The organism is Rhizobium sp. RCC_161_2 (assembly GCF_041355235.1).
Classification (GTDB): Bacteria; Pseudomonadota; Alphaproteobacteria; order Rhizobiales; family Rhizobiaceae; genus Rhizobium.
Map to the genome: position 1 here is coordinate 746187 of NZ_JBFUPL010000002.1, position 22833 is coordinate 769019.

Annotated in this window: 21 protein-coding genes, 2 tRNA genes and 1 pseudogene; 13 read left to right on the plus strand and 11 right to left on the minus strand. The window is 58.0% G+C overall.

The window, feature by feature from the left end; all coding sequences use genetic code 11:
- Window positions 1-31 precede the first annotated feature (31 nt).
- Window positions 32-1249 (minus strand): deoxyguanosinetriphosphate triphosphohydrolase, encoded by a 1218-nt coding sequence (locus tag AB6803_RS07700; RefSeq protein ID WP_371108351.1) that lies wholly within the window; start codon window positions 1247-1249, stop codon window positions 32-34.
- Between the two features lie 210 nt (window positions 1250-1459).
- Between AB6803_RS07700 and erpA the strand changes: the two genes are divergently transcribed.
- Both erpA and xth read left to right on the plus strand, forming a co-directional pair.
- Window positions 1460-1792, plus strand: coding sequence for an iron-sulfur cluster insertion protein ErpA (gene erpA / locus AB6803_RS07705; RefSeq protein ID WP_007690938.1), 333 nt, complete (start codon window positions 1460-1462; stop codon window positions 1790-1792).
- Between the two features lie 124 nt (window positions 1793-1916).
- The gene (gene xth / locus AB6803_RS07710; protein WP_371108302.1) at window positions 1917-2708 is read left to right on the plus strand and encodes an exodeoxyribonuclease III; all 792 of its coding nucleotides are present in this window, start codon (window positions 1917-1919) and stop codon (window positions 2706-2708) included.
- Between the two features lie 51 nt (window positions 2709-2759).
- Here xth and exoR read toward each other — a convergent pair whose 3' ends face one another.
- The 5 genes from exoR to AB6803_RS07735 all read right to left on the minus strand — a co-directional run bounded on the left by exoR (window position 2760) and on the right by AB6803_RS07735 (window position 10737).
- Window positions 2760-3563, minus strand: a complete 804-nt coding sequence (gene exoR / locus AB6803_RS07715; RefSeq protein WP_371108303.1) for an exopolysaccharide production regulator ExoR — start codon at window positions 3561-3563, stop codon at window positions 2760-2762.
- 706 nt (window positions 3564-4269) lie between these two features.
- A complete protein-coding gene (locus AB6803_RS07720; RefSeq protein ID WP_371108304.1) occupies window positions 4270-5523 on the minus strand; it encodes an OmpP1/FadL family transporter in 1254 nt (417 codons plus the stop codon).
- A 403-nt stretch (window positions 5524-5926) separates the two neighbouring features.
- A complete protein-coding gene (locus AB6803_RS07725; RefSeq protein ID WP_371108305.1) occupies window positions 5927-8770 on the minus strand; it encodes a valine--tRNA ligase in 2844 nt (947 codons plus the stop codon).
- A 121-nt stretch (window positions 8771-8891) separates the two neighbouring features.
- Window positions 8892-9821, minus strand: a complete 930-nt coding sequence (locus AB6803_RS07730; RefSeq protein ID WP_371108306.1) for a DUF2497 domain-containing protein — start codon at window positions 9819-9821, stop codon at window positions 8892-8894.
- Between the two features lie 244 nt (window positions 9822-10065).
- A complete protein-coding gene (locus AB6803_RS07735; protein WP_371108307.1) occupies window positions 10066-10737 on the minus strand; it encodes a protein-L-isoaspartate O-methyltransferase in 672 nt (223 codons plus the stop codon).
- A gap of 341 nt (window positions 10738-11078) precedes the next feature.
- Between AB6803_RS07735 and AB6803_RS07740 the strand changes: the two genes are divergently transcribed.
- Window positions 11079-11152 (plus strand) — tRNA-Cys (locus AB6803_RS07740).
- A gap of 109 nt (window positions 11153-11261) precedes the next feature.
- Here AB6803_RS07740 and AB6803_RS07745 read toward each other — a convergent pair.
- Window positions 11262-11404: pseudogene (locus AB6803_RS07745) on the minus strand (IS3 family transposase); the annotation flags it as partial.
- Window positions 11405-11466: 62 nt separating this feature from the next.
- Here AB6803_RS07745 and AB6803_RS07750 point away from each other — a divergent pair.
- From AB6803_RS07750 to AB6803_RS07770, 5 genes are all read left to right on the plus strand, one after another.
- Window positions 11467-11763: a hypothetical protein gene (locus AB6803_RS07750; protein WP_371108308.1), complete on the plus strand. Its 297-nt coding sequence runs from the start codon at window positions 11467-11469 to the stop codon at window positions 11761-11763.
- Between the two features lie 280 nt (window positions 11764-12043).
- Window positions 12044-12295 (plus strand): DUF982 domain-containing protein, encoded by a 252-nt coding sequence (locus AB6803_RS07755; protein WP_371108309.1) that lies wholly within the window; start codon window positions 12044-12046, stop codon window positions 12293-12295.
- 65 nt (window positions 12296-12360) lie between these two features.
- Complete coding sequence (locus AB6803_RS07760) at window positions 12361-12615, plus strand: DUF982 domain-containing protein (RefSeq protein WP_371108310.1); 255 nt, start codon at window positions 12361-12363, stop codon at window positions 12613-12615.
- A 1190-nt stretch (window positions 12616-13805) separates the two neighbouring features.
- Window positions 13806-14909 (plus strand): porin, encoded by a 1104-nt coding sequence (locus AB6803_RS07765; protein ID WP_371108311.1) that lies wholly within the window; start codon window positions 13806-13808, stop codon window positions 14907-14909.
- 252 nt (window positions 14910-15161) lie between these two features.
- Window positions 15162-15494 carry a hypothetical protein gene (locus tag AB6803_RS07770; RefSeq protein WP_371108312.1) on the plus strand — a complete coding sequence of 111 codons (333 nt, stop codon included), beginning with the start codon at window positions 15162-15164 and terminating at the stop codon, window positions 15492-15494.
- A 174-nt stretch (window positions 15495-15668) separates the two neighbouring features.
- On the opposite strand, the gene AB6803_RS07775 is transcribed toward AB6803_RS07770, so the two are convergent.
- From AB6803_RS07775 to AB6803_RS07785, 3 genes are all read right to left on the minus strand, one after another.
- Complete coding sequence (locus tag AB6803_RS07775) at window positions 15669-15842, minus strand: hypothetical protein (RefSeq protein WP_371108313.1); 174 nt, start codon at window positions 15840-15842, stop codon at window positions 15669-15671.
- Between the two features lie 224 nt (window positions 15843-16066).
- On the minus strand, window positions 16067-16315 hold the full coding sequence (locus tag AB6803_RS07780) for a hypothetical protein (protein WP_371108314.1): 249 nt from the start codon (window positions 16313-16315) through the stop codon (window positions 16067-16069).
- A gap of 211 nt (window positions 16316-16526) precedes the next feature.
- Window positions 16527-16601, minus strand: a tRNA-Asn gene (locus tag AB6803_RS07785).
- A 117-nt stretch (window positions 16602-16718) separates the two neighbouring features.
- On the opposite strand from AB6803_RS07785, the gene AB6803_RS07790 reads away from it, so the two are divergent.
- Window positions 16719-17033, plus strand: a complete 315-nt coding sequence (locus AB6803_RS07790) for a hypothetical protein (RefSeq protein ID WP_371108315.1) — start codon at window positions 16719-16721, stop codon at window positions 17031-17033.
- Window positions 17034-17044: 11 nt separating this feature from the next.
- Here AB6803_RS07790 and AB6803_RS07795 read toward each other — a convergent pair whose 3' ends face one another.
- A complete protein-coding gene (locus tag AB6803_RS07795) occupies window positions 17045-17602 on the minus strand; it encodes a sugar O-acetyltransferase (protein WP_371108316.1) in 558 nt (185 codons plus the stop codon).
- A gap of 453 nt (window positions 17603-18055) precedes the next feature.
- On the opposite strand from AB6803_RS07795, the gene AB6803_RS07800 reads away from it, so the two are divergent.
- The 4 genes from AB6803_RS07800 to AB6803_RS07815 all read left to right on the plus strand — a co-directional run bounded on the left by AB6803_RS07800 (window position 18056) and on the right by AB6803_RS07815 (window position 22762).
- A complete protein-coding gene (locus tag AB6803_RS07800; protein WP_371108317.1) occupies window positions 18056-19408 on the plus strand; it encodes an extracellular solute-binding protein in 1353 nt (450 codons plus the stop codon).
- Between the two features lie 92 nt (window positions 19409-19500).
- Window positions 19501-20385 carry a carbohydrate ABC transporter permease gene (locus AB6803_RS07805; protein ID WP_371108318.1) on the plus strand — a complete coding sequence of 295 codons (885 nt, stop codon included), beginning with the start codon at window positions 19501-19503 and terminating at the stop codon, window positions 20383-20385.
- Window positions 20386-20392: 7 nt separating this feature from the next.
- Window positions 20393-21310: an ABC transporter permease subunit gene (locus AB6803_RS07810; RefSeq protein WP_371108319.1), complete on the plus strand. Its 918-nt coding sequence runs from the start codon at window positions 20393-20395 to the stop codon at window positions 21308-21310.
- 498 nt (window positions 21311-21808) lie between these two features.
- A complete protein-coding gene (locus AB6803_RS07815) occupies window positions 21809-22762 on the plus strand; it encodes a tannase/feruloyl esterase family alpha/beta hydrolase (RefSeq protein WP_371108320.1) in 954 nt (317 codons plus the stop codon).
- The last annotated feature ends 71 nt before the right edge of the window (window positions 22763-22833 follow it).

Sequence of the window (22833 nt, forward strand, 5' to 3'; positions counted from 1 at the left end):
GGCGGGCCCTCTCGGCCCACGCCGCCGCTGCCTACCGCAAATCGGGAGTCTGGTCAAACAGACGCCTGTGGGCGCTGATGGCATAGGTATCGGTCATGCCGGCCAGATAGTCCCCCACATGGCGCGCCTTGGCGGCGACGGCAAGGCCGGCGATATGGTCAACCCAATAATGGCTCTGCATCTCCTTGGGATTGTCCATATAGGCACGGAACAGATCGGTGACGATCTGCGCGGCGCCGGTGCGGATACGCATGATATCCGGATGGCGGTAGATGCGCTTGAAGAGCATCTGCTTGATCAGTCTGTCCGTCTCCGCCATTTCGGGAGAAAAGGTGGCAATGACGCGACCGGCAGCGCGGATATCGGCAACGCTGCCCGGTCTGACCTCGCTCAGCGCCTGCTGGGCAACGGAGATGACGTCCTCCACCATGCGCGTGATCTGGCGGCGCATGATCTCATGCGTGAAGCGGCTCGCCTCCAGATGCGGATAGCGTGCCCTCACCTCGGCCATCAACTCCGAGAGAAACGGTATCTCTTCCAGCATGTCGAAGGTCAGATAGCCCGAGCGCAGGCCATCGTCGATGTCATGGGTGTTGTAGGCGATATCGTCGGCGATCGCCGCGACCTGCGCTTCCAGGCTGGCATAGGTGGCAATCTCCAGATCGTGGATTTCGCAATAGTCGAGGATCGGCTGCGGTACCGGGCCACGCGTATCCTTGCCATCCGGCGTCAGCAGCGGGCCATTGTGCTTGACCAGCCCCTCCAACGTTTCCCAGGTGAGGTTCAAGCCATCGAATTCGGCATAGCGTCGCTCGAGTTTCGTCACGATGCGCAAGGACTGCGCATTATGGTCGAAACCGCCATAGGGAAGCAGCATCTCGTGCAGAGCATCCTCGCCGGTATGACCGAACGGAGTGTGGCCGAAGTCGTGCACGAGCGCCACGCCTTCGGCCAGATCCTCGTCGAGCTTCAAGGCGCGCGCCAAGGCACGGGCGACCTGCGCCACTTCGATCGTATGCGTCAGGCGTGTGCGGTAATGATCGCCGTCCTGCGCGATGAAAACCTGCGTCTTATGCTTCAACCGCCGAAAAGCGGTCGTGTGCACGATGCGGTCGCGGTCGCGCTGGAAATCGGAGCGCGTCGGGCTCGATCCCTCATCGTAGAGTCGTCCGCGCGATGTCCAGGGATCGCTCGCATAGACCGCCTTCTCGCCATAACCGAAACCCAATGCATGCCTGTCGATCGTCATCATCCATCCATTCCGGCATCAGCCCATTGACGCCGCTTCGTCGCCTTCATACCTATACCGAACACAAACAGCAAAATGGTGCATGGCTCAACCGTAAAACCATAGCTGTCACCCGCCCCACTTTCATGATAAAGGCTATTGATATCAGCCGTTTGAAAGTGGAACGGCCCATTGGTTCTCTCCGGATCTTGACCCCGGCAGGAGGAAAGCATGACTGAGACGAGTGTAACCCTATCGGACGCAGCGGCAAAGCGAATCGCCGCGATCGTCAGCGCCGAGGCGGGCAAGCGGGCGCTTCGCGTTGCTGTCGAAGGCGGCGGCTGTTCGGGCTTCTCTTATAAGTTCGATCTGGCCGAAGGCCCGCAAGACGATGATATCATTGTCGAAAAAGGCAATGCCACCGTGTTGATCGACCAATTGTCGCTGGTCTATATGGCCGGCTCCGAGATCGATTTCGTCGACAACCTGCTCGGCCAGTCCTTTCAGATAAAGAATCCGAATGCGGTCGCAAGCTGCGGATGCGGAACAAGTTTTTCGATCTGACGCTCCCGCTTTTCCACAGATTGATCGCCGGCCGGAAGCCCTCGCTCCCGGCCGGTTTTCATTTCGACGTGGTCAAGGCCGATTGCCGCAGATAAAAGAAGGCGAAGCAGAGGAGCCGCCCGTCATGAAGATCGCCACCTGGAACATCAACGGCGTCAAAGCGCGTATCGAAAACCTCTGCCAATGGCTGAAGGACTCCGATCCCGATATTGCCTGCCTGCAGGAGATCAAGACGGTCGACGAAGGCTTTCCGCGCCTGGAGATCGAGGCGCTCGGCTATCACGTCGAGACGCATGGGCAAAAGGGTTTCAACGGCGTCGCGATCCTCTCCAAGACGAAGCCCGACGAAGTGACGCGTGGCCTGCCTGGCGACGACAGCGACGAACAGGCCCGCTTCATCGAAGCGGTGTTCTCCGTGCCGGACCATGGCGCTTTGCGTGTCTGCTGCCTTTACCTGCCGAACGGCAATCCCATCGACACGGAAAAATATCCCTACAAGCTCGCCTGGATGGAACGCCTGCGGAAATTCGCGGCCGACAGGCTTGCCCTGGAAGAGCCGATCATCCTTGCCGGCGACTATAATGTCATCCCGGAGCCGCATGACTGCTTCGATCCGAAGGTCTGGGAGAATGACGCGCTGTTCCTGCCGAAGACCCGCCAGGCATTCCGCCAGCTCGAACATCTCGGCTTTACCGATGCGGTGCGTGCCACGACGGATGCGGTCAAATTATATTCGTTCTGGGATTATCAGGCCGGCGCATGGCCGAAGAACAACGGCATCCGCATCGATCACTTGATGCTGTCGCCGGAAGCGGCCGATCGCCTGACCTCCACGGCCATCGAGAAACATGTGCGCGCCTGGGAAAAGCCGTCGGACCACGTTCCGGTGATCGCGCATCTCGATTTTCAGAATTAGCGCAGGGTCAACATCGCGCGCCCGGCGACAATCGGTCTGATTTAAAGACCTTTACTCGGCGCCGGCGACATCCAGTTGATGCGACATGGAGACGGCAACACGGCGGTCGTTCTCATTCGCGACCGAGAAGGCCTGCTCCTGCAGGTCTTCCATCCAGCCGCAGTCCTTCGGCTTGCACTTGTCGAGTGCCGCCGTCATGAAGGCGAGGCCGCGGACGGTCTGGCCTTCCTGGAATAGAACATTGCCAAAAACGGCCATGGCGCCGGGATGGCCGCTCTTGCGGGCCTGATTCAGCCACTTCTTGGCCTGCTGCACGTTGGGCGAACCGCCCTCGCCCGACAGCATCATCTGCGCGAGCTGGAACTGCGCTTCGGGAACGCCGAAGGTCGAGGCAACCTGGAAATAGAGCTGACGCGCCTGATTGAGATCGGTCTTGACCGGGCTGTTCTGAATGCCGGTCTTGTAATAATTGGCGAGCGCAAGCAGCGCATTGATGAAGAAACCGGTATCTTCGGAGCCGGGCTCCACACCCTGCTGGGCGATCTCGCTATAGATCTTAAAGGCCTCGAAATCATCCTGCGTCACGCCATCGCCATCGGCATACATATTGGCCAGCGCCCAGCGCGAACCGGTATGGCCTTTCTCGGCTGCGTAACGATAGGCTTCGACGGCCTCTTCCTTCTGGCCGTTCTTGTAGGCGCGAAAGCCGAATTTGAAGAGATCGAAAGGACCGGATTCCTTGGTGACGCCGGCATTGATATCGAATGCCCGGCACTGGCCTGTCAGGACCACGAAGGTGGCAAGCGACAGGCTGAGTAACATTACTCTCGCTGATATGAACTCGGACTTAAACATAACAGTCGACTTCTCTCGCTCCATCCGCATTCGTCACGGCAACCCCATCTGCGCCGCAAGGTCTGCGAATGTATTCCCTACCAGCGCGCGAACCAGCGAAGCCTCCCGTCAAGGAGGTTCGCGCGACATCGGCCAAATGCCGTTTGCCACATTTGCGAGCATAATTCGAAATTATGTCCAAACGAGCATTCTTGCCGCTGCGTTCGCACGTCGCTGCCGAAACAGCACGCCATTCCACTGCTCCAAAAGAGAGGCTTGAGAACGAATGATTTTCGGATTCCCCCGAGAAATAAAGCCATTCCGGGCGCATCGAAAACGTCAACGTTCCGATCGCGGATTGCTCATTCTGCCGAAGTGAAAACTGACCCATCAACCGTTTACACACTCTCTACGAGGCTTGCCCCTGTGCCCGTATAATCGCTGCTCCCCATTTGTGGCGGGAAATGGACAATTTAGGCATCGGACATGCGCTCGTAAGCTGTTGAAATAGAGTGTTGCGGATTCATCACAAAGAGATTGCAGATCTTGCAGGTTTGTTAACCATGAAGCCGATATGCGGGACTGTTTTGTGTGTCACATCTACAAATGACTTTGCGCTGAACTTCATATGGAAACGCCGCGAGACCAAAAAGGACTCGCGGCGCGGGAATCACCTGAAGTAACGATAATAAGCTCTTGAAACTTACTTCAGTTCAATCGGTTAGGATCAGAAGCTCACCTTCATCGACGTCGACAGAGCGGCTACGAGGTCGTTGCCGTAGCTGTAGTTGACGTCATTGCCGAAGGTAAGTCCGTTATACTTGACCTGGCCGGATTTGCCGCTGGTCAGCAAGCCAAGCGCGCCGCCGAAGGTGAACTGGACATGTTCGGTTGCCTTGTAGTTGACGCCGGCTCCGAGCGTCCAGGTATCGGAGTTCATACCGTAACCCTGGCTGGTGCCGCGATCCCAAGTCAAGCTGAGCGCGCCGCTCCATTTGTCATTGAACTTATGCCCGATACCACCGGAAATCGTCCAGCCGTCGCGATAGAGCAGGTCAAGCGAGGTGAGTTCGGTCGCGCCACCCGGACGGCAGGAAATGCCGCGCGTGGAGGTCGGGCAAAGCGCGATGCTCTGCAGAAGGCTCCAGTTGGTCCACTTGACCGACCCGAAGGCCAGCCAGTCCGGAGCGATACCGGTCTGCACTTTCCATTCCAGCGAATCCGGCGCATCGGCCGAGCCGAAGACGGACGTAGTCTTGCCGAAGAATGCACGGATCGGCGGCAGCTCCGTCAGATCGACCGTGCCCTTGAGGTTGTCGTACCTGACGCGGCTGTTATAGACGAGGCTGGTACGGAAAGCATATTCCTCGATCTCATAGGCAAGACCAGCGCGCCAGCCCCAACCGTGGCCGTCGACGTCCAGCGAACCGACACCGTCATAGACGGCGGAAAGCGGAGCGGGAATGGCCGAGACCAGGCGGGACTTGTAGCCGGTGACCTCCTGGTAGAAACCGCCGCCGATCAAACGCAGTTGACCCGGACCGGCATCGAACTTGTAGGAGCATGTCGCCGCATAATTATGCGTGCGCAGCTTGGTCTCGATTTCATTGTTGGCACCGGCCCAGTTCAGGCCCGGATTGCTATGACCGCCGAACGGTTCGGAATAGTCAGCCATGCAATCGAGGTCATCGGTGATGCCGATCTTGAAGCCGATATACGGGATGGCATAGTTCTCGGTGACATCGGTGGAACTACTGCGCCCGTTGAGATTGCCGTCAGCCGCAATGGTATCCTTGGCATTCTTGAACTTGCGACCGGGCATGACATAAGTCACACCGGACTCGAAAGCGTAACGACCCTTGTCGAAGAGCAGATCGATATCGTAACCGCCGCGATCAAGCCCACCCGCGAATGCGGCGCTTGCAAACGACGATGTGATAACGAGTGCGAACGCACCCTTCAACGCAATACGAAATGCCATTGTGTCTCCCCCACTTGTGCATCTATGTGTCTGATTGTTGCGACGATCATCCGAATTGGCAATGCACCGCTGATCCTCCAAAAGCTCGCGACATAGTGACTGATTTACGTAAGAAAATGAGCTACATGCTCCATTACGGTTCGCGTTAGATATTTTTTTCTTCTTCAAAAACATTTTATGCCCCACATAGATTAATATTCTCTACTGAAACAATTCTGTTACAATCTGACAACAGTTTCGCTTTTCGAGAAAGCTATCGATTTAGGGGTAATTGTTTTTACCTGTGCGAAGCTGGCGATCGGCGAGATCGGCTGTTTTGATGATTCCGTCGAATCGATGGCGCAATAAAAAAGGGCACGCGACCTTCGTCCGCGTGCCCCTTTTATTTGGATTATTTGTGATTTCAGCCGGCTTCGCTAACCCTTGCGAGAGCGACCTTCAGGCTAGCAAGCTGCCCCTGGAGTTCATCCAGACGCTCGCGCTCGGCGGCAACCACATCCGGATTGGCATTAGCGACGAACTTCTCGTTCGACAGCTTGCCGACGATGCGGGCCATTTCCTGCTCGTTCTTGGCGATCCCCTTCTCCAGACGAGCCTTCTCGACGGACAGATCGATCAGACTGCCGAGCGGCAGGCAGGCGGTCGCTTCGCCGACGACGATCTGCGCCGCACCCTTTGGCGCGGTATCGGAAAGCGATATTTCCTCGACGCGGGCCAGCCGCTTGATCGCCGCATCATGGCGGAACAGACGTTCCCGGGTGAGGCTGTTGGCGCCGACGATCACCAGCGGCGCGGTAGCAGCCGGCGGCACGTTCATTTCCGAGCGAACGGAGCGCAGGCCCGAAACCAGGTCGATCAGCCAGTTGATCTCGTCAGCCGCGACGTCGTCGGCATAGGACGGCGCCGGCCAATCGGCGTGGCAGAGCAGACCGTCGCGTTCCTTACCCTCACCTGCCGTATGCGCCCACAGCTCTTCGGTCATGAAGGGCATGAAGGGATGCAGCAGCTTGTAGGTCTCTTCGAGAACGTAAGCTGCGCAGGATTGCGCTTCCGCCTTGGCGTTCTCATCATCGCCGCTGAAGATCGGCTTCAGGAGTTCAAGATACCAGTCGCAGAACTGGTTCCAGATGAAGCGATAAAGCGTGCCGGCGGCATCGTTGAAGCGATAGGCTTCAATCGCCTCGGTGACGTCACGTTCTGTCCGAGCAAGTTCGGTCAGGATCCATCGATTGATGGTGAGCTCGGCTGCTTCCGGCACGAAATGCGGATCGCTCTTGGCACCGTTCATCTCGGCAAAGCGCGTGGCGTTCCACAGCTTGGTGCCGAAATTGCGGTAGCCGGCGATGCGGGCCGGATCGAGCTTCACGTCGCGGCCCTGGGCGGCCATGATCGCCAGCGTGAAACGCAGGGAATCGGCGCCGTACTGGTCGATCAATTCGAGCGGATCGATGACGTTGCCCTTGGACTTCGACATCTTCTGCCCGTTTTTGTCGCGGACCAGGGCGTGAACATAGACCGTGTTGAAGGGCTCGACCGGATCGCCGTTCTCGTCCTTCATGAAATGCAGGCCCATCATCATCATGCGGGCGACCCAGAAGAAGATAATGTCAAAGCCGGTGACAAGCACGTTGGTCGGATAATAGCGTGCCAGTTCCGGCGTCTCATCCGGCCAGCCGAGCGTCGAGAACGGCCAGAGCGCCGACGAAAACCAGGTGTCGAGCACGTCTTCGTCGCGCGTCAGGATTTCGCCCGGCTTGAAGTTTTCCAGCAGGTCCTCGACATAGGCCTTCATCGGGCCCTCATGCGACAGATAGTGCTGGATCGCTGCCTGCAGCGCTTCTTCCTCGCTCTTTTCGACGAAGACCTGACCGTCCGGCCCATACCAAGCCGGAATCTGATGGCCCCACCAGAGCTGACGGGAAACGCACCAGGGCTGGATGTTTTCCATCCAGTCGTAGTAGGTCTTGTCCCAGCTCTTCGGAACGAGCTTGGTGCGGCCTTCGCGAACGGAGGCGATCGCCGGCTCCGCGAGCGTCTTGGCATCGACATACCATTGCTCGGTCAGGCGCGGCTCGATCGGAACGCCGCCACGGTCGCCATGCGGGACCATATGCTTATGCGGCTCGATCTTGTCGAGCAGGCCGGCCTCTTCGAAGATGCGGACGATGATCTTGCGCGCTTCGAAACGATCCGTGCCTTCCAGCTCATCCCAGGCGCCGTGCAAGGCTGCGGGATTGTCCAGACCTTCGAGGAAATCCTCGTTGTCCTTGATGGTGATGGCGGCTTCCGGCGTCAGAATGTTGACGACGCGCAGACCCCGGCGCTTGCCGACATCGAAGTCGTTGAAATCATGCGCGGGCGTCATCTTGACGGCGCCGGTACCAGCGGTCGGATCCGGATATTCGTCGGCGACGATCGGGATGCGGCGGCCGACGATCGGCAGAATGACATGCTTGCCGACGATCGCCTTGTAGCGCTCGTCGTCCGGATTGACGGCAATGCCGGTGTCACCCAGCATCGTCTCCGGACGAGTGGTGGCAACGACCAGATAGTCGCGCGTTTCCCACTCCGTCGCCTTGCCTTCCTCGTCGAAGGCAATCGGATGCTGATAGGTGACGCCTTCTTCCAGCGGGTAGCGCAGGTGCCAAAGGTGGCCGTTGATCTCGTGCTGCTCGACTTCGATATCCGAAATCGCCGTCAGCATCTTCGGGTCCCAGTTGACCAGCCGCTTGTCGCGATAGATCAGACCTTCCTTGTAAAGCGTGACGAAGACTTCAAGAACGGCTTTCGACAGGCCCTCGTCCATGGTGAAGCGTTCGCGAGACCAGTCACAGGAGGCGCCAAGACGCTTAAGCTGATTGAAGATCAGCCCGCCGGACTCTTCCTTCCACTCCCAGACCTTGTCGATAAAGGCCTCGCGACCCATGACATGACGATTAGGCTGCTGCCTTTCGGCAAGACGCCGCTCGACCACCATCTGCGTGGCGATGCCGGCATGGTCCATGCCCGGCTGCCACAGCACATCCCTGCCGCGCATGCGCTCGAACCGCACCATGATGTCCTGCAGCGCGTTGTTCAGCGCATGGCCCATGTGCAGCGAACCGGTGACGTTCGGCGGCGGGATGACGATGGTGAAGGTTTCAGCGCCAGGCTTGGCGTTCACACCGGCGCGAAAGGCGTCGGCCTCATCCCATTTCTGGGCGATCTTCGGTTCGACTGCGGCGGAATCATAGGTTTTGTCGAGCATTTTAGGACCGGATCTCTAGGGTTCGGTGATGCGGGTTGTAAATAGGATGGTCGCGGGCAAGTCAATAAAAAAGCCGCCCCGGAAGCCGGAGCGGCGGATCCTCTACCCGAAGCTCAGGCTGTCAGCGGCGCGGGCCGCGGGCCACTCGTTCGATTTCTTCACGCACGAGACGTTCAACCAGCGTCGGCAGGTTGTCGTCCAGCCAATCCTGCAGCATCGGTCGCAGCATCTCCTCGGCGATCTCATCCAGTGACCGGCGCTCGCTACCGTCGATCGCGGCGGCAAGCTCGCTAAAGGACCGTGCAACCTGCGCACCGGCAGCCTCGGACATCAATGAAGACGAGAGTTCGGCCTGGACTTGCGGCAGAAAACGATCAGCGGTGGCCGCTGCCGGCTGTTGTGGCGGCGGATTGAAAACGGGCGTTTCGACCGGTTCGGCTGCGTGAGCGACGGCGGCTGGGCGCTCTTCCGCCTGTTCCGGTTCGGCTTGCGCTTCGACCTTTGCTGCATGCAAGGCAGCCTCGGCGAGAAGTGCCGCCGTCGGCGCGGTTACGGCCGATGCCGGCGCTTCAGTGACGGTATTACGCAGCGGCACGCCAGCAAGCGGCTCGACCCGGGCTTCGGCGAGGCGCGCGACCATGGCCGGCGGCAACTCGCGCGGCTGCGGTGCTTCACGGCCCGGGTTCAGCTGCGCGGCATTGCGCTCGGAAGCGGCGCGGACACGCGCGGCGACATCGGCAAGCGACAGCGTGCGACCTAGCGCTTCCGGCTCGCGCATCGGCACCTGCGAATTGGCGGCAACGAAACGCGGTTCGGGATCCGTGGCTGTGGTCGGCGATACATTAGCCAAAGCCAGGTCAGCGGCGGCGAATTCTTCATCGACCGTCAGGTGGATATCGTCATCACGCTCATCGTCGGCGGTGGTGTAGACAGCAGGCAGGGATGGCGAAATGGAGTTGGCGGCGCCGGGCTCGTTGCTCTCGATAATCCGGCGGATGGACGCCAGGATCTCTTCCATGGATGGTTCACGCACTACACTTGGCTGAGCCATATTCATCCCCGTTTTCCCAGATACAACGACCGGAATCCCGTCAAAGGAGCGCCCGAATCAGCGCCACCCTAGAATACTACCCTTGGGAAAAAAATCACCGCGAAAGCACTAAGCCCGCTGATGCACAGTTTTGTTACGGTCGGCGCGAATCGCGTGCGATTGCCAATTTCATTACTGGAGAGCCCAACGAAAAACGGGCGCCTGAAGCGCCCGTCTCAAAAGGATCATTCGACCATACTGCCGATCAGAACACGAATTCCTTGGCCTTGGCAAAGCCCGGCAGCGGCTTGATCGACGCATTGAAGAAGACGTTTTCCGAAAGGGCGCCGCGCTCGCGCATGAAGACGGTGGCGCAGGCAGCGTGGCCATAACCCAGCACTACGATCAAACGGCCGCCTTCGCCAAGCTGGTCGAGCAGTGCCTGCGGCACTTCCTGAACCGAACCATCGACGAAAATGACATCATAGGCGCCGCTGGCGGCATAGCCCTTTTCCAGCTCGCCGGTGACGACGGTGACATTGTCATGGCCGAGTGCTGCGAGATTGGCCTTTGCCGTCGCGGCCAGTGTCTCGTCGGATTCGAGCGCTACAACCTTGCCGGCCAGGATCGACAGGAGTGCTGAGACGTAACCCGTGCCGCAACCGACATCGAGAACCTTGTCTTCCTTGCTGATCGCGCCGAGCTGCAGGAGCTTTGCCAAAGGCGAAGCCTCCATCAGGAAGCGCGCCGGCGTACCGGAAGCCGCCGGACAGACCTCGATATCATTGTCGATATAGGCCAGGAGCTTCGACTTCTCCGGCACGAAATTCTCGCGCGGCACCGTCAGAAACGCATTCAACACGGAATGGGAGGTGACATCCGTCGTGCGGATCTGGTTCTCGACCATCTTCACGCGTGCTGCTTCGAAATCCATCATATCCTCTCGCGCCCGAAGGGCTAAGCCGGTTTTGCTTTTATGCTCTGCGTGTCTTAATCGTGTGCAGCTGCGCTTTCAAGGCGTTGCTGCGGCAGACGCAGAGATTCATGACGATGCGTCGCGCCGCAACAACAGCGGCTTTCGGGAAACACGGATCAGACCGCTCTTTTTTATTGATAGCAGCAATATTTCCTCAAATGCTTTGCCGCGACCTCCGGCTCGTGAAAAGGCCCCAACAGAGGCCAATCGACAAGTTATTTAATCATCCGCCTCGATAGGTCTTGCACTCTCCTGAGATTCGTTCTAAACGCCCGCCATCACTCGCCTTTACTAAATCGGATGGCCTCGTGGCGGAGTGGTTACGCAGAGGACTGCAAATCCTTGCATCCCGGTTCGATTCCGGGCGAGGCCTCCATTTATTTCCCATGATGAAATCAGCTGTTATGCGATAATTAGGCCGGCAAATTTGCTGGCTTCATGTTGTGGTCTGCCATCAATGGGGTGATCCGGGTTTGATGTTTGCGCATGCTGGGTCTGAGCTTCGAGTTGAAGCTCTTGCAATAGGTGTTTTCCCAGGGCTGCCCGGCATGACGTAAGCCGTTTTGGCAGCGACCATTGCAATCCATTCCCTGAGCACCGTGGCAATGAATTCCGGGCCGTCATCGGAACCAAAGCGAGCCGGCGCCGTTTTTAGCAGGCAGTTTTGCGCCACCCAATCAGGAGAATACCATGGCCGACATCTCGGTGGACAGAGACATCAACGCTCAAATCGAAGACCTTCGCAACCAGGTCAGCAAGCTTTCGTCGCAGCTGGCAGACAGGATTGATGTCGCCGCGGAGCGCGCCGATGAAGCCCTTTCATCCGCTAAGGCGAAGGTTTCCAGCGTAACCGATCAAGCACGATCGGAAGGCAAGAACGTCATTAAGGCCGCCAAAGAAAATCCAACGGCAACGGGCTCCGTTCTCGTGACTACCGCTCTCCTCGGCGTCTTCGCCGGCATCTTAATCGGTAGGCTCTCAAACTGAACCTTCCTCAAAGAAAGCCCGACCAGCCGTTATGCCGATCGGGCTGATCAGTATGACGGGTCTGGTTTCTGCTCAGGCATACTGCCTCTGCCGCTGCTTCAAGGTCCAACTTTGGCTTTCGTCGTCGTCACGATCCTCTGCGGGGAGGAATGAGGTGCCTAGTCGCAACTCGAGGATCGTATCTTGCTATCCCGCCCTCCTCGAACGAAACCGCCTCGCCAGACAAAATGAATCGGCCTATGAGACGAACGATAAGCATCCACAAGTTCGAGGATTTCCGGTGACACACAGAAAATGGAGCAAGGCGGTCACGATCGCTCTCGAGAAACCGGAAGAGTGGGTGACCATCGATACGACTCAAGCGGCAAGCTGGGCGCTTATCGAGGATTGGCCGCTTGAGGAGGCGACCGCGCTGGATCACGCCTTGTCTGTCTGCTCCGACGTGATCAGCGGTAAGCGCACTCCCGAGGATGCTCGGCTGGCGTTCATTGCTGCGGTCAAGGAAGCGAAGATCCCGATGAAGGACGACTGAGGCCATCTTGCGATCCCGGAACTTTCCATCGACCCACATGTTATTGGTGCGGAGGAGTTGGTCTCATGAAAAATCAAATGTGGGCTAAGCCGGTTGTTGTCGAAACTCGTAAGACCGGCGAGAGAATTGGAATCGGTAGCACCGAGCACGCCTCGAAATTCATGCTGAACGAATGGCCGACGCTGGAAGACGGACAGGCGTTCAGGGCTGCCAAGCAAGCAATGCTGGATGCCGTTGAAGGCAAGATAGATTCCGAACGGGCCAGACAAGCATTCCTTGCTGCGCTTGAAGAAGGCGACGTCTATGTGTTTGAAAAGTGAGATCATGCAACTCCCCTGATCTGCCGGTATTCAGCATCAAGTAATTCTCGAAAGGATCAGCCAGCCCAGCGGTTTCCATCGCCTGAGCGCGGGTGATCAGCGAAAGCTCATCCGCCCGCGCAGTCGCGATTCGAAGAGTTCGGACCGAGCCGGAGCGGCTGGCGATTCTTCTTGTCGGCCGCTCCGTTACCCTTGGCCGGTAACGTCTTCTGGATGAGGAGCAACGTCGGCGTCATGTCTGATCCCGTCGGCGAAATTTGAGGCGCGTACCGGGGAGCTGCTGAGCCGTGACGCTGCCTGCTTGGCTGACGCGAACGCCTTGGTATCGTTATCTAACGAATGCAGTGCGGCAATCAAATTCGGAACAATCACGCTGACGACGACGTTGAGATACCTGCAGATGAAGAGGAGTATTCTTATGCGTCACGTTATAGGCTTCGCGAAGAAGGTTACGGAACAACCGTTCCACCTTGTTGAGACTGACAGTCAGGTACCTCAGTTCACTGTTGGCCAGGCCGTGAAAATTGAACCATCCGATAACTGGCTTCAGATTTACCAAATCGGAACGCGGGTCTATCCAAACGAGCTATACACAACCGTCATCGTCGGGGACCTATCGCCCGCCGGAGCTCTCAGCGATGGCGAAAATTGGTCTGGCGCTCCTGACTGGGATAAGGGGCCGTGACCTCCTACGCCGTCCCTTTCGCGTTGTTTCCATCCGAAGCTTTAATTGCTCTGGCCCGCTTCACGTTCGCGCCGGCGGTTCTGCTCATCCAGCCTTGTCGTTGAGGCGACAAGGGGTGACGAGACATCAGAGCCATGTAATCTCGTGGCGCTCGCAATGGATGTCACCAACGCTGAACCCATGAGATTGCCCGATTCCATCGACATCCCCTTCCCACACCCCTTCCTCAGGTTACAGATACGCCCCCTCCGCAACCACCGGAAAGCCTATAAAGCCAGCCAAACCAGTGATTTGCGTCATTTTTGCAACAAAGATTTTTTTCGAGTAGTGTACATATAGTTCGTCAATCTTAGTAACTTGCCAAATCAGCGAAGCAGGTTCACCAAATAGTTCGTGAAGCTTACTACTTCGCACCTACTGATAGGGAACATGAACGGGATGGGGTCGGGCACGTCGTTTTCTGGCGTGATATCTCATGCCCAATCAGGAACAGATTGGAGTTATTATGAACATCAAGAGCCTTCTTCTTGGCTCCGCTGCCGCGCTGGCAGCAGCAAGTGGTGCACACGCGGCGGACGCTATCGTCGCCGCCGAGCCGGAGCCGCTCGAATACGTTCGCATCTGCGATGCCTACGGTCCAGGCTACTTCTTCATTCCAGGCACCGAAACCTGCCTCAAGGTTGGCGGCAAGGTCCGTACGGAAGGTGAATGGTATAATGCCTATAACCGCGCCAGCAGCCAAGGCACGCTCTGGCACACCCGCGCAGAGTTGAACGTCGATACTGCAACGGATACCGAATATGGTCCGCTGAAGACCGAGACCATTGTCCGCTGGGACTGGAACGACGGCGGCTCGACGAGCACGAACCTGCTGTGGTCGTATATCAGTCTCGGTGGCTTCACCGTCGGTAAAAAAGACTCGGCCTATAACCTTTACATCGGTTACGCCGGCGACGTCATCAACGACGACGTGATCTATGACGGCCCGTACGAACTCAACCAGATCACCTACAACTATGATGCCGGCAACGGCTTCACGGCTGTGGTCTCGGTCGAAGACAGCAACTCCAGCGGCTCCGGCGCATCCTATGGCGCAAGCTGGTGGACGGATGACAAGGAAAACCACTACGCTCCGGACGTCGTTGCCGGTGCTGGCTACAAGGCTGGCGCATGGTCCTTCAAGGTCGTCGGTGGTTATGACTCGATCGTTGAAGAAGGCGCCATCAAGGCTCGTGTCGATGCCGACTTCGGTGCTTTCTCGGCCTTCTTGATGGGCGGCTACAATACGGACGGCGACAAGCTGAACAAGTATGCCGGCACCAACCAGGACGTCTCCGCTTGCACGGCGCCGAACGGCACCGTCAATGCCTCCAAGTGCGGCTGGGGTGATTGGGCAGTTTGGGGTGGTGTTGGCGTTCCGTTCAACGACAAGCTGAAGTGGAACGTTCAGCTCGCCTACACCGACTCGAAGATCTTCGAAGCAACGACGAACCTGAAGTTCAATCCGGTCAAGGACCTGCTGGTCGAGCCGGAACTGACCTATGTTCACTACGACTATGCCAAGGACGATACGGTTTCCGGTATCCTCCGCTTCGAGCGCAACTTCTGACCTGATCTGACTTGACCTCCGATCAGAGAAGAGAGGGGCCTGGCTTTCCCTGCCAGGCCCCTTTTCTATGCCTGATCCGAACCTGCCGGCCGCGGCGGCCGATTGCACCATTCCCCGGCTGCCGCAAATCCTCGCGCCACAATCGCATTGCGTGTTTCCGTTGGAACCATATCAACCCTAAAGTGGAACATTACCGCGTTCGCAGCGTTTACTCACCGAAAAGGGATATGATTCAAATAAGGAGTTGGTGCTTTGAGAAAATTTGCTTCGATTGCCCTGGCCGCGTCACTCACTGTCGGAACAGTGCTGGCCGCCATGGTGCCGGCAACGGCGATGCCGTTGACCAATTCACCCTCGGCGAGCGCTTCCGGCATCGTTCTGATTCAGGAGCGTGGATCGCGGCGCTATCTGGACAACGATCGCGGACGGCGGGAGTATTGGCGTGAGCGTCGCCATGACCGCCGCGATTGGCGAGAGAGCCGAGATCGCCGCGACCGCCGCTGGGATCGTCGCCGCCATTGGGATGACGACCGGCGCGACTACCGTCCACGCCGCGGCGGCGTCATCTTCGAAATCCGCCCGTGATCCAGGATACAGGTATGACGGATTTCGCTAGCGATTGATCGATAGGACGACGATCGCGAGTGCAACCTCCCTCAATACCCTAGAAACATTCCGGCCGCTGTCGAATTCCTATCGACAGCGGCCGGTTTCGTTTGCCGCCGGTAAGCGCCACCGGCGTACATGCTGATTGCCGAATTAACGGCAGACGCGTTCCTTGCGAATGACCCAATGGCCGTGAACCTTGTGCTTCACCGTCTTCACGAAGCAATCATGATGATGATGACGATGCATCGGAGCAGCCTGAGACGGAGTGCTGACGGCGGCGAAGGATGCCAGGGCAACGGCGGAAGCGAGAATCAGGTTTTTCATGTCGAACCTCTAAAGCATTGGGGGATTATGCTGCGCGATTGCGCCCGCCCTTGATGCGCCGATTCGGATTAACGGTACATGAATGTATCCTCACGTTTTCGAGAGCGGTTATACCCCTGAGATCGAAGGTGCCGGAATGACGGAGATCAACACCGTCGGCGAGGATGCCGGCGGCTTATTTCGCCCATGTGACCTGCATCTGGAGATCTCTGAAATATGGAAATCTACTTCCGGCGGCGATCCCGCAATGCATCGATTAATCGGTGCACCTTCTCGGTCGCGTAAACGATATCTTCCCTGGGCAGATGCACGGTGATCTCGATCTCTTGCCATCGCCCGCCTTGATCTTTTGCATAGCGGACGGCGGCTTTGAGGGAATTGAATTCAACGGCAGGAGCGCCGGCAATCCAGAACTGCACGGTGCATTTCGCTTCACCATAGTCTGAAAGGGCTTTGAGTGGGTCTAGGGCCATGCCGCGAGCTTTACACCGTTGGCGGTTCGTTGGCTACCGCGGATGAAACCGCTGGCTTCTTCCTGTTATGGTGGAGCGATCAGCCGTCACCGATCTGGCCGAACGTCAATTATGCACAGGCTAAAAGGAAGTCTAAAAGCGGGAAGAGAAAGAGGCGAAATAAGTGCCTGCTACCGAAAATATCAAGATAACAGGCACCTAAGTCTGAAAATGGCTCCCCGGGCCGGATTCGAACCGGCGACCTGTCGATTAACAGTCGAATGCTCTACCGCTGAGCTACCAGGGAATACCGCTTGGCGCGGTGTGAGTGGGCTAATACAAATGCTTTCCCGATTTGCCAAGCGATTTTTTCAAAAAAGTTCATTTCCCTTGTATTATTTTGTCGCTTTACCATCTCCTGTGGATGACCAATCCAGACGGAACCACAGAAAATAGCGGTCGCAACGAGGGCAAAAAGGCCCGTCGTTTCGGCATAGACCCCGGCACAGGCGAGCTTGTCATAGGCTCCATCCGCATTCCGCTCCCGCGGTCGCGGCTCGCACGCGTCGGCCTCGGCGTCGCGTTGATTTTCGGCGGACTGCTCGGCTTCTTACCCATACTAGGTTTCTGGATGCTGCCGCTTGGCTTCGTCGTGCTGTCGCATGACCTGCCGCTGGTGCGTCGCTGGCGCCGACGCTTTGCCGTATGGTGGACGAGACGCCGCCGTCCGGCGAATTAATCCCCGCTTTCCTATTTTGAAGGCAGAGCCTTGGCCGGATTACCGACCACGGTTGCGCCCGCCTCCACGCTCCTGGTAACCACCGCACCTGCCCCGACGATCGCGCCATCGCCGATCGTCACGCCGCCGAGGATGATGGCACCGCCACCGATCCAGACAGCCTTGCCGATCTCGACCGGCCGCGCGAGTTCCAGCCCGGTGCGCCGTAGCACTGGATCCCTGTGATGTTCCGGGCAATAGATCTGGACGCCCGGTCCGAGCATGCTGCCTTCGCCGATGCGCACCGCTGCGCTGTCGAGAATGGTGCAGCCGGCATTCAAATAGACCCTTGGGCCGAGCCAGATATTGATGCCGTAGGAGCAGTGAAACGGCGCCTCGATGAACACGCCCTCGCCGGCGCCGGCAAAAAGCGTCGATAGCGCCGGGCCGAAATTGCCGCGCTGGACGGGCGGCATCATATTGTGCTGATGCACGGCATTGCGGGCAGCCGCGCGCAGACCCTCCAGCTCGGGATCGAGGCAGCAATACCATTCGCCCGCCCCCATCTTCTGTCGCTCGCTCTGATCCATAGATTCGCTCCCCAACGCTTCCGTCTTTCTATCCGCCTGATCATGCATCAAGGCACGGCTAGCCGGCAAGGAAAGCCCGCCAGCGCCATCGACATTCTCCGATCGCCCATATCAGCGGGCCGAGCATGATCAGGGCAAGTATAGCCATGATCAGGAACAGCTCCTTCATCATATAGCACACGATCCCCACAAGACATGGGGTCGACGACGCATGTGCATCCCGTTCGAGATCAGCAATATTAGACAAACATCAAGTTACGCCTGCCGCACCAACTGCCTTGTCCTTCCGATTCATCCGCAACAGGTCTTCGAAAGCGCTTGTAGAGACGAAAAACTGCCGTGGAGCGGGAGATTCGCACCCACAACAAACTGTCACACAGCATGTCTATAACGCCGCTACCGCGGGCTTGCCCAAGACCACCGGTTCCAAGCTTTCAAGAGGGAAATAGGATTATGTCGACACTTAAAAACTGCATTTCGGCTGCCGCCGCCGGTGTCATGAGCTTAGCGCTGGCCCTGCCTGCTGCTGCTGCTCCGACCAAGTTCGAGTTCTGGTACGGCCTGTCGGGCGACCTGGCGCGCGTCGTTGATACGATGTGCAAGAACTTTAATGACTCGCAGAAGGACTATGAAGTCTCCTGCGTCAGCCAGGGCAGCTATGACGCCACTCTGCAGAACACCATTGCCGCCTTCCGCGCCGGCAAGCAGCCGGCAGTCGTTCAGGTTTACGACGCCGGCACCGCGACCATGATGCTTTCCGGCGCCTATTATCCCGCCGGCAAGCTGATGTCCGAAAATGGCTACAAGATCGACTGGAACGACTATTTCCCCGGCATCGCCCGCTACTACGCAACGTCGAAGGGCGAGCTGCTCTCCTTCCCGTTCAACTCTTCGACCGCCCTGCTCTACTGGAACAAGGACGCCTTCGCCAAAATCGGCAAGACTGCCGCTCCGAAGACCTGGGAAGAAGCCGCCGAAGACATGAAGGCGCTCAAGGGTGCCGGCTATGATTGCCCGATGGCCATCAATATCTCCGGCAACGAAAGCTGGCAGCTGATGGAGCAGTTTTCGGCGCTCCACAACCAGCCGATCGCCACCAAGAACAACGGCTATGACGGCCTCGATGCGCGCCTGACCGTCAACAAGACCTCGTTCGTCAAATACGTCACCGACCTCAAGAGCTGGTACGATCAGGGCCTCATCAAGATCAAGTCCAAGGATCTCGGCCAGGATATGGTTCAGGCCTTTGCATCGGGCGATTGCCAGATGATCATGACCTCCGTCGGCGACCACGGCACGGTCGGCAAGACGCAGAAGGCCGGCATGAGCTGGGATGTCGCCGAGCTTCCGGTCTACGCGGGCACCGAGCGCAAGAACTCCCTCGTCGGCGGCGCTTCGCTCTGGGTTCTCTCCGGCAAGTCGGCTGACGAATACAAGGGTGCTGCTGCGTTCCTGAACTTCATCCACGACCCCAAGACCGCTCTGTTCTGGTCGACCAACACCGGCTACATCCCGGTCACGAATTCCGGCTTTCAGTTCATGAAGTCCTCCGGCTTCTATGACAAGGCTCCCTACAAGGGCCGTGAAGTCGCCATCGCCAGCCTGACCGCCTCTGAGCCGACACCGATCACCCGCGGCATCCGTCTCGGCAACTTCACGCAGATCCGCGCTGAATTCGGCAACCAGATGCAGGCGATCTTCGCAAACAAGGTCGGCGTCCAGGAAGGCATCGACAATCTGGTCAAGAATAGCGACGCCGTTCTCGAGCGCTTCGAAGCCACCTACAAGGGCAAGCAGCTCCCGTAAGCCGCAAGCCGCGACAGATAGCGTCCGCCGGGATCCCCCGGCGGACGTTTGTCATGATCGAGAATGGCATCAGACCAAAGCCGGAAGAAGCAATGGAAAAGCGTACGACGTTCAGCAAGTGGAGTATCGGCATCCTGTTCGCAGTGCCGCAGCTGCTCCTCATCTTCACCTTCTTCTATTGGCCGGCCGGCCAGGCGATCTACTGGTCGCTGACGCTGCAGCAGCCCTGGGGCGGCGGCAATATCTGGGTCGGACTCGACAATTTCAGATCGATTCTTGCCAGTGCCGATTACTGGAACTCGGTCACGATCAGCATCACTTTCGCTGCCATCAGCACCAGCATCGCCATGGGCGTCGCGTTGGTACTTGCAGCGCTGACCGACCGGCAGCTTCGGGGATCTAAATTCTACAGCGTCGTGCTCATCTGGCCCTACGGCATCGCAGCTCCCGCATCGGCGATGGCCTTCCGCTTCATCCTGGCACCGGAAGCCGGCCTTATATCCGTGGTCAACCAGTGGTGGCCAGGGATATGGGACCCGGGCCTCAACGGCGCCGACGCGATGGCTTGCATCATCGCCGCCTACTCGTGGAAGTATATCGGCTATAGCTTCATCTTTTTCCTTGCCGCCTTCCAGGCCATTCCGCGCTCGTTGATCGAAGCGGCTGCCATGGACGGCTCCAGCGTGCTGCGCCGCTTCTGGGATATCCAGTTCCCGTTGATCACGCCGACGATCTTCTTCCTGCTGGTCATCAACATCACCGAGAGTTTCCAGGATTCGTTCGGTATCGTCGACATCATGACATCAGGCGGGCCGCACAACTCGACCAACCTCATGGTCTACAAGATAATTTCCGACGGCTTCAAAGGCCTCGATTATTCCGGCGCGGCGGCGCAGAGCATCATCCTGATGCTGCTGATCATCGTGCTCACCATTTTCCAGTTCCGCTTCATCGAGCGGCGCGTTCATTATCGTTGAGGCTGACATGGTCGAGCGCACCCCAATCCTGAATTTTCTCACCCATGTGATCCTCTTCCTCGGCTTTGTCGTGGCAGCAGCGCCGATTGTCATCGTGGCGATCGCTGCTTCCCACAATATGGCCGACGTCAATCAGGTGCCGATGTCGTTGATCCCCGGTACCGATTTCTGGGCCAACATGAAGACGGCCTGGACCACCGCCGATCTCGGCCCGAAGCTGCTGAACAGCCTGATCTTCGCCAGCGGCGTGGCGGCGGGCAAGGTGATCCTTTCGGCACTCACCGCCTTTTCGCTGGTCTATTTCCGTTTTCCCGGCCGTAACGTCATCTTCTGGCTGGTCTTTGTGACGCTGATGCTGCCGCTGGAAGTACGTGCAGTGCCGACCTACGCGGTCGTCTCCAATGCGCTGTCGCCATACCAGGCGATCCTCGACGTCACTGGCATCAGCTGGCTCATCGAGAAGGTTACGGGCATTCAGGTGTCGCTGAACCTGGGACTGCTCAATTCCTATCCCGGCCTGATCCTGCCCCTGGTCGCAACGGCAACCGGTACGTTCCTCTACCGCCAGTTCTTCCTAACGATACCGGACGAACTGACCGAGGCCGCGCGCATGGACGGCGCCGGATCGCTGCGCTTCTTCATCGACATCCTGTTGCCGCTGTCGCGCACCAATATGGCGGCACTCGGCACCATCATGTTCCTCTGGGCCTGGAACCAGTATCTGTGGCCGTTGCTGGTCACCACCGATCCGGCGCATGCAACCGCGGTAACCGAACTCAAACAGCTTATCCCGAATGTAGGCGGCGGCCTTCCCGAGTGGCATATCGCCATGGCCGGCACGCTGATCGTCATGCTGCCGCCGCTCCTCGTGGTCGCCCTGATGCAGCGCTGGTTCGTCCGCGGCCTCATCGCCACCGAGAAGTGATCGAAGCCTGCCGCGCCTCATTTGTAGGCGCGGCAGTTAGCGACGCGGGCGGTGTTAACGAAATCAAATCCGCCGCCTTGTTGACATCAGCGCTGCCGTCGTCGGATCGCTGCATGTCCAGGCCCTATCCCCCGATGACAAAGCGTCTCAAATAGAGGCACCGACTTAAGGGCAACGGCGTTTCGCTGAGGCGGCCGGCGATGGGTGCCCTGCCGATGTTCGATTAGTACAATTATTTGCTTGAAAAATGCATTGTGACGCTCCTCTGTTGCCGGCATTTTTCCCTGACTCAATCGGGTGGAGAGGATGATTGGGGAGTCGTCAAGCTTCAGCTAGCTGCATGTTTTCGCCGTGATCTCGCCACGCGCCCCATAAGCGCGGCGGTTTCCGTGACGAAACGAAGCAGCATGCGCGAAATTTCCAAAGCGAACACCGGCATTCGCTGGGGCGACAAATCCGGCCGTGCGAGCGCATCGAAATTGCAAGGAGGAGGATGCAATGAGACTTTGGCAATTGATCACGGCGAATGCAGTGCTTGTCTTGAGCGCAGGGATTTGCGCTGCTCAAGACATGCCGACACCGGAAGAAGCGCATTGCATGGCTCTGCGGGGGATGTTGATTTCTCCGGACAAGATCGGGGAGCCGGCTCGTCGGGCCGTCGTCTATTCCGCCGATCTCGTCAAAGGCGACCAAGCCGCCGGCAATGGTTTCTGCAAGGTGCTTGGCGGGATCGAACCCGTTGATCCCAAGGCGCCGAACATCAATTTCCAAATCAATCTGCCGCTGACCTGGAACGACAAGATTATCCAGTATGGCGGCGGAGGCTATGACGGAACCTTGATCGAAGCGGTCAAGAACGTTTCCTTCGGATCTGACGCGGTCCAGACGCCTCTGCAGCGCGGCTATGTTACCTTCGGCAGCGACAGCGGCCATCAGTCGCCGTCGGTGCTCGACGGCAAATTCCTCCTGAACGATGAGGCCTTGGCCAATTTCGGCGGGTTGCAAATCAAGAAGACCCACGATGTCGCAATGACGGTAGTCGCCGACTATTATGGCAAGAAACCGCAGAAGATCTATATTCAAGGCAATTCGCAAGGCGGACATGAATCCCTGATTGCGATCCAGCGCTGGCCAGCCGACTACGATGGCGCCATCGTTACCCATCCAGCCAACCCCTTTTCGGCGTTGCAGCTTTCCGGCAATCATCTCGCAAAGGCTTTCTACCGGAAGGGCGGCTATCTGAGCCCTGCCAAAGTCGAGCTGCTCAATTCTGAGGTCACCAGGGCATGCGACAAGCTCGACGGTGTCGAAGACGGCCTCATCTCGAATACCGCCGCCTGTGACACGACCTTCAAGGTGGAAGACCTTCGTTGCGGAAGCGGAAAGGATGAAGGCGACACATGCCTTTCAGACGCCCAGATCGAGGTGCTGAAAACGATCAACACGTGTTGATTTCCACTGAGAGCTGACCCGGCACAGCCTGATATTTCCATTGAGAATTGACCCATGTTTCAACCGTCCCT

What these genes read in the sequence shown, in the direction of transcription:
- AB6803_RS07800 (WP_371108317.1), top strand. Translation starts at nt 18,056, where the DNA reads ATGTCGACACTTAAAAACTGCATTTCGGCTGCCGCCGCCGGTGTCATG.
- AB6803_RS07700 (WP_371108351.1), bottom strand. Translation starts at nt 1,249, where the DNA reads ATGACGATCGACAGGCATGCATTGGGTTTCGGTTATGGCGAGAAGGCG.
- AB6803_RS07735 (WP_371108307.1), bottom strand. Translation starts at nt 10,737, where the DNA reads ATGATGGATTTCGAAGCAGCACGCGTGAAGATGGTCGAGAACCAGATC.
- AB6803_RS07775 (WP_371108313.1), bottom strand. Translation starts at nt 15,842, where the DNA reads ATGAAAAACCTGATTCTCGCTTCCGCCGTTGCCCTGGCATCCTTCGCC.
- AB6803_RS07790 (WP_371108315.1), top strand. Translation starts at nt 16,719, where the DNA reads ATGACCAATCCAGACGGAACCACAGAAAATAGCGGTCGCAACGAGGGC.
- AB6803_RS07765 (WP_371108311.1), top strand. Translation starts at nt 13,806, where the DNA reads ATGAACATCAAGAGCCTTCTTCTTGGCTCCGCTGCCGCGCTGGCAGCA.
- AB6803_RS07725 (WP_371108305.1), bottom strand. Translation starts at nt 8,770, where the DNA reads ATGCTCGACAAAACCTATGATTCCGCCGCAGTCGAACCGAAGATCGCC.
- AB6803_RS07795 (WP_371108316.1), bottom strand. Translation starts at nt 17,602, where the DNA reads ATGGATCAGAGCGAGCGACAGAAGATGGGGGCGGGCGAATGGTATTGC.
- exoR (WP_371108303.1), bottom strand. Translation starts at nt 3,563, where the DNA reads ATGTTTAAGTCCGAGTTCATATCAGCGAGAGTAATGTTACTCAGCCTG.
- AB6803_RS07720 (WP_371108304.1), bottom strand. Translation starts at nt 5,523, where the DNA reads ATGGCATTTCGTATTGCGTTGAAGGGTGCGTTCGCACTCGTTATCACA.
- AB6803_RS07805 (WP_371108318.1), top strand. Translation starts at nt 19,501, where the DNA reads ATGGAAAAGCGTACGACGTTCAGCAAGTGGAGTATCGGCATCCTGTTC.
- erpA (WP_007690938.1), top strand. Translation starts at nt 1,460, where the DNA reads ATGACTGAGACGAGTGTAACCCTATCGGACGCAGCGGCAAAGCGAATC.
- AB6803_RS07750 (WP_371108308.1), top strand. Translation starts at nt 11,467, where the DNA reads ATGGCCGACATCTCGGTGGACAGAGACATCAACGCTCAAATCGAAGAC.
- AB6803_RS07780 (WP_371108314.1), bottom strand. Translation starts at nt 16,315, where the DNA reads ATGGCCCTAGACCCACTCAAAGCCCTTTCAGACTATGGTGAAGCGAAA.
- AB6803_RS07815 (WP_371108320.1), top strand. Translation starts at nt 21,809, where the DNA reads ATGAGACTTTGGCAATTGATCACGGCGAATGCAGTGCTTGTCTTGAGC.
- AB6803_RS07760 (WP_371108310.1), top strand. Translation starts at nt 12,361, where the DNA reads ATGAAAAATCAAATGTGGGCTAAGCCGGTTGTTGTCGAAACTCGTAAG.
- xth (WP_371108302.1), top strand. Translation starts at nt 1,917, where the DNA reads ATGAAGATCGCCACCTGGAACATCAACGGCGTCAAAGCGCGTATCGAA.
- AB6803_RS07810 (WP_371108319.1), top strand. Translation starts at nt 20,393, where the DNA reads ATGGTCGAGCGCACCCCAATCCTGAATTTTCTCACCCATGTGATCCTC.
- AB6803_RS07730 (WP_371108306.1), bottom strand. Translation starts at nt 9,821, where the DNA reads ATGGCTCAGCCAAGTGTAGTGCGTGAACCATCCATGGAAGAGATCCTG.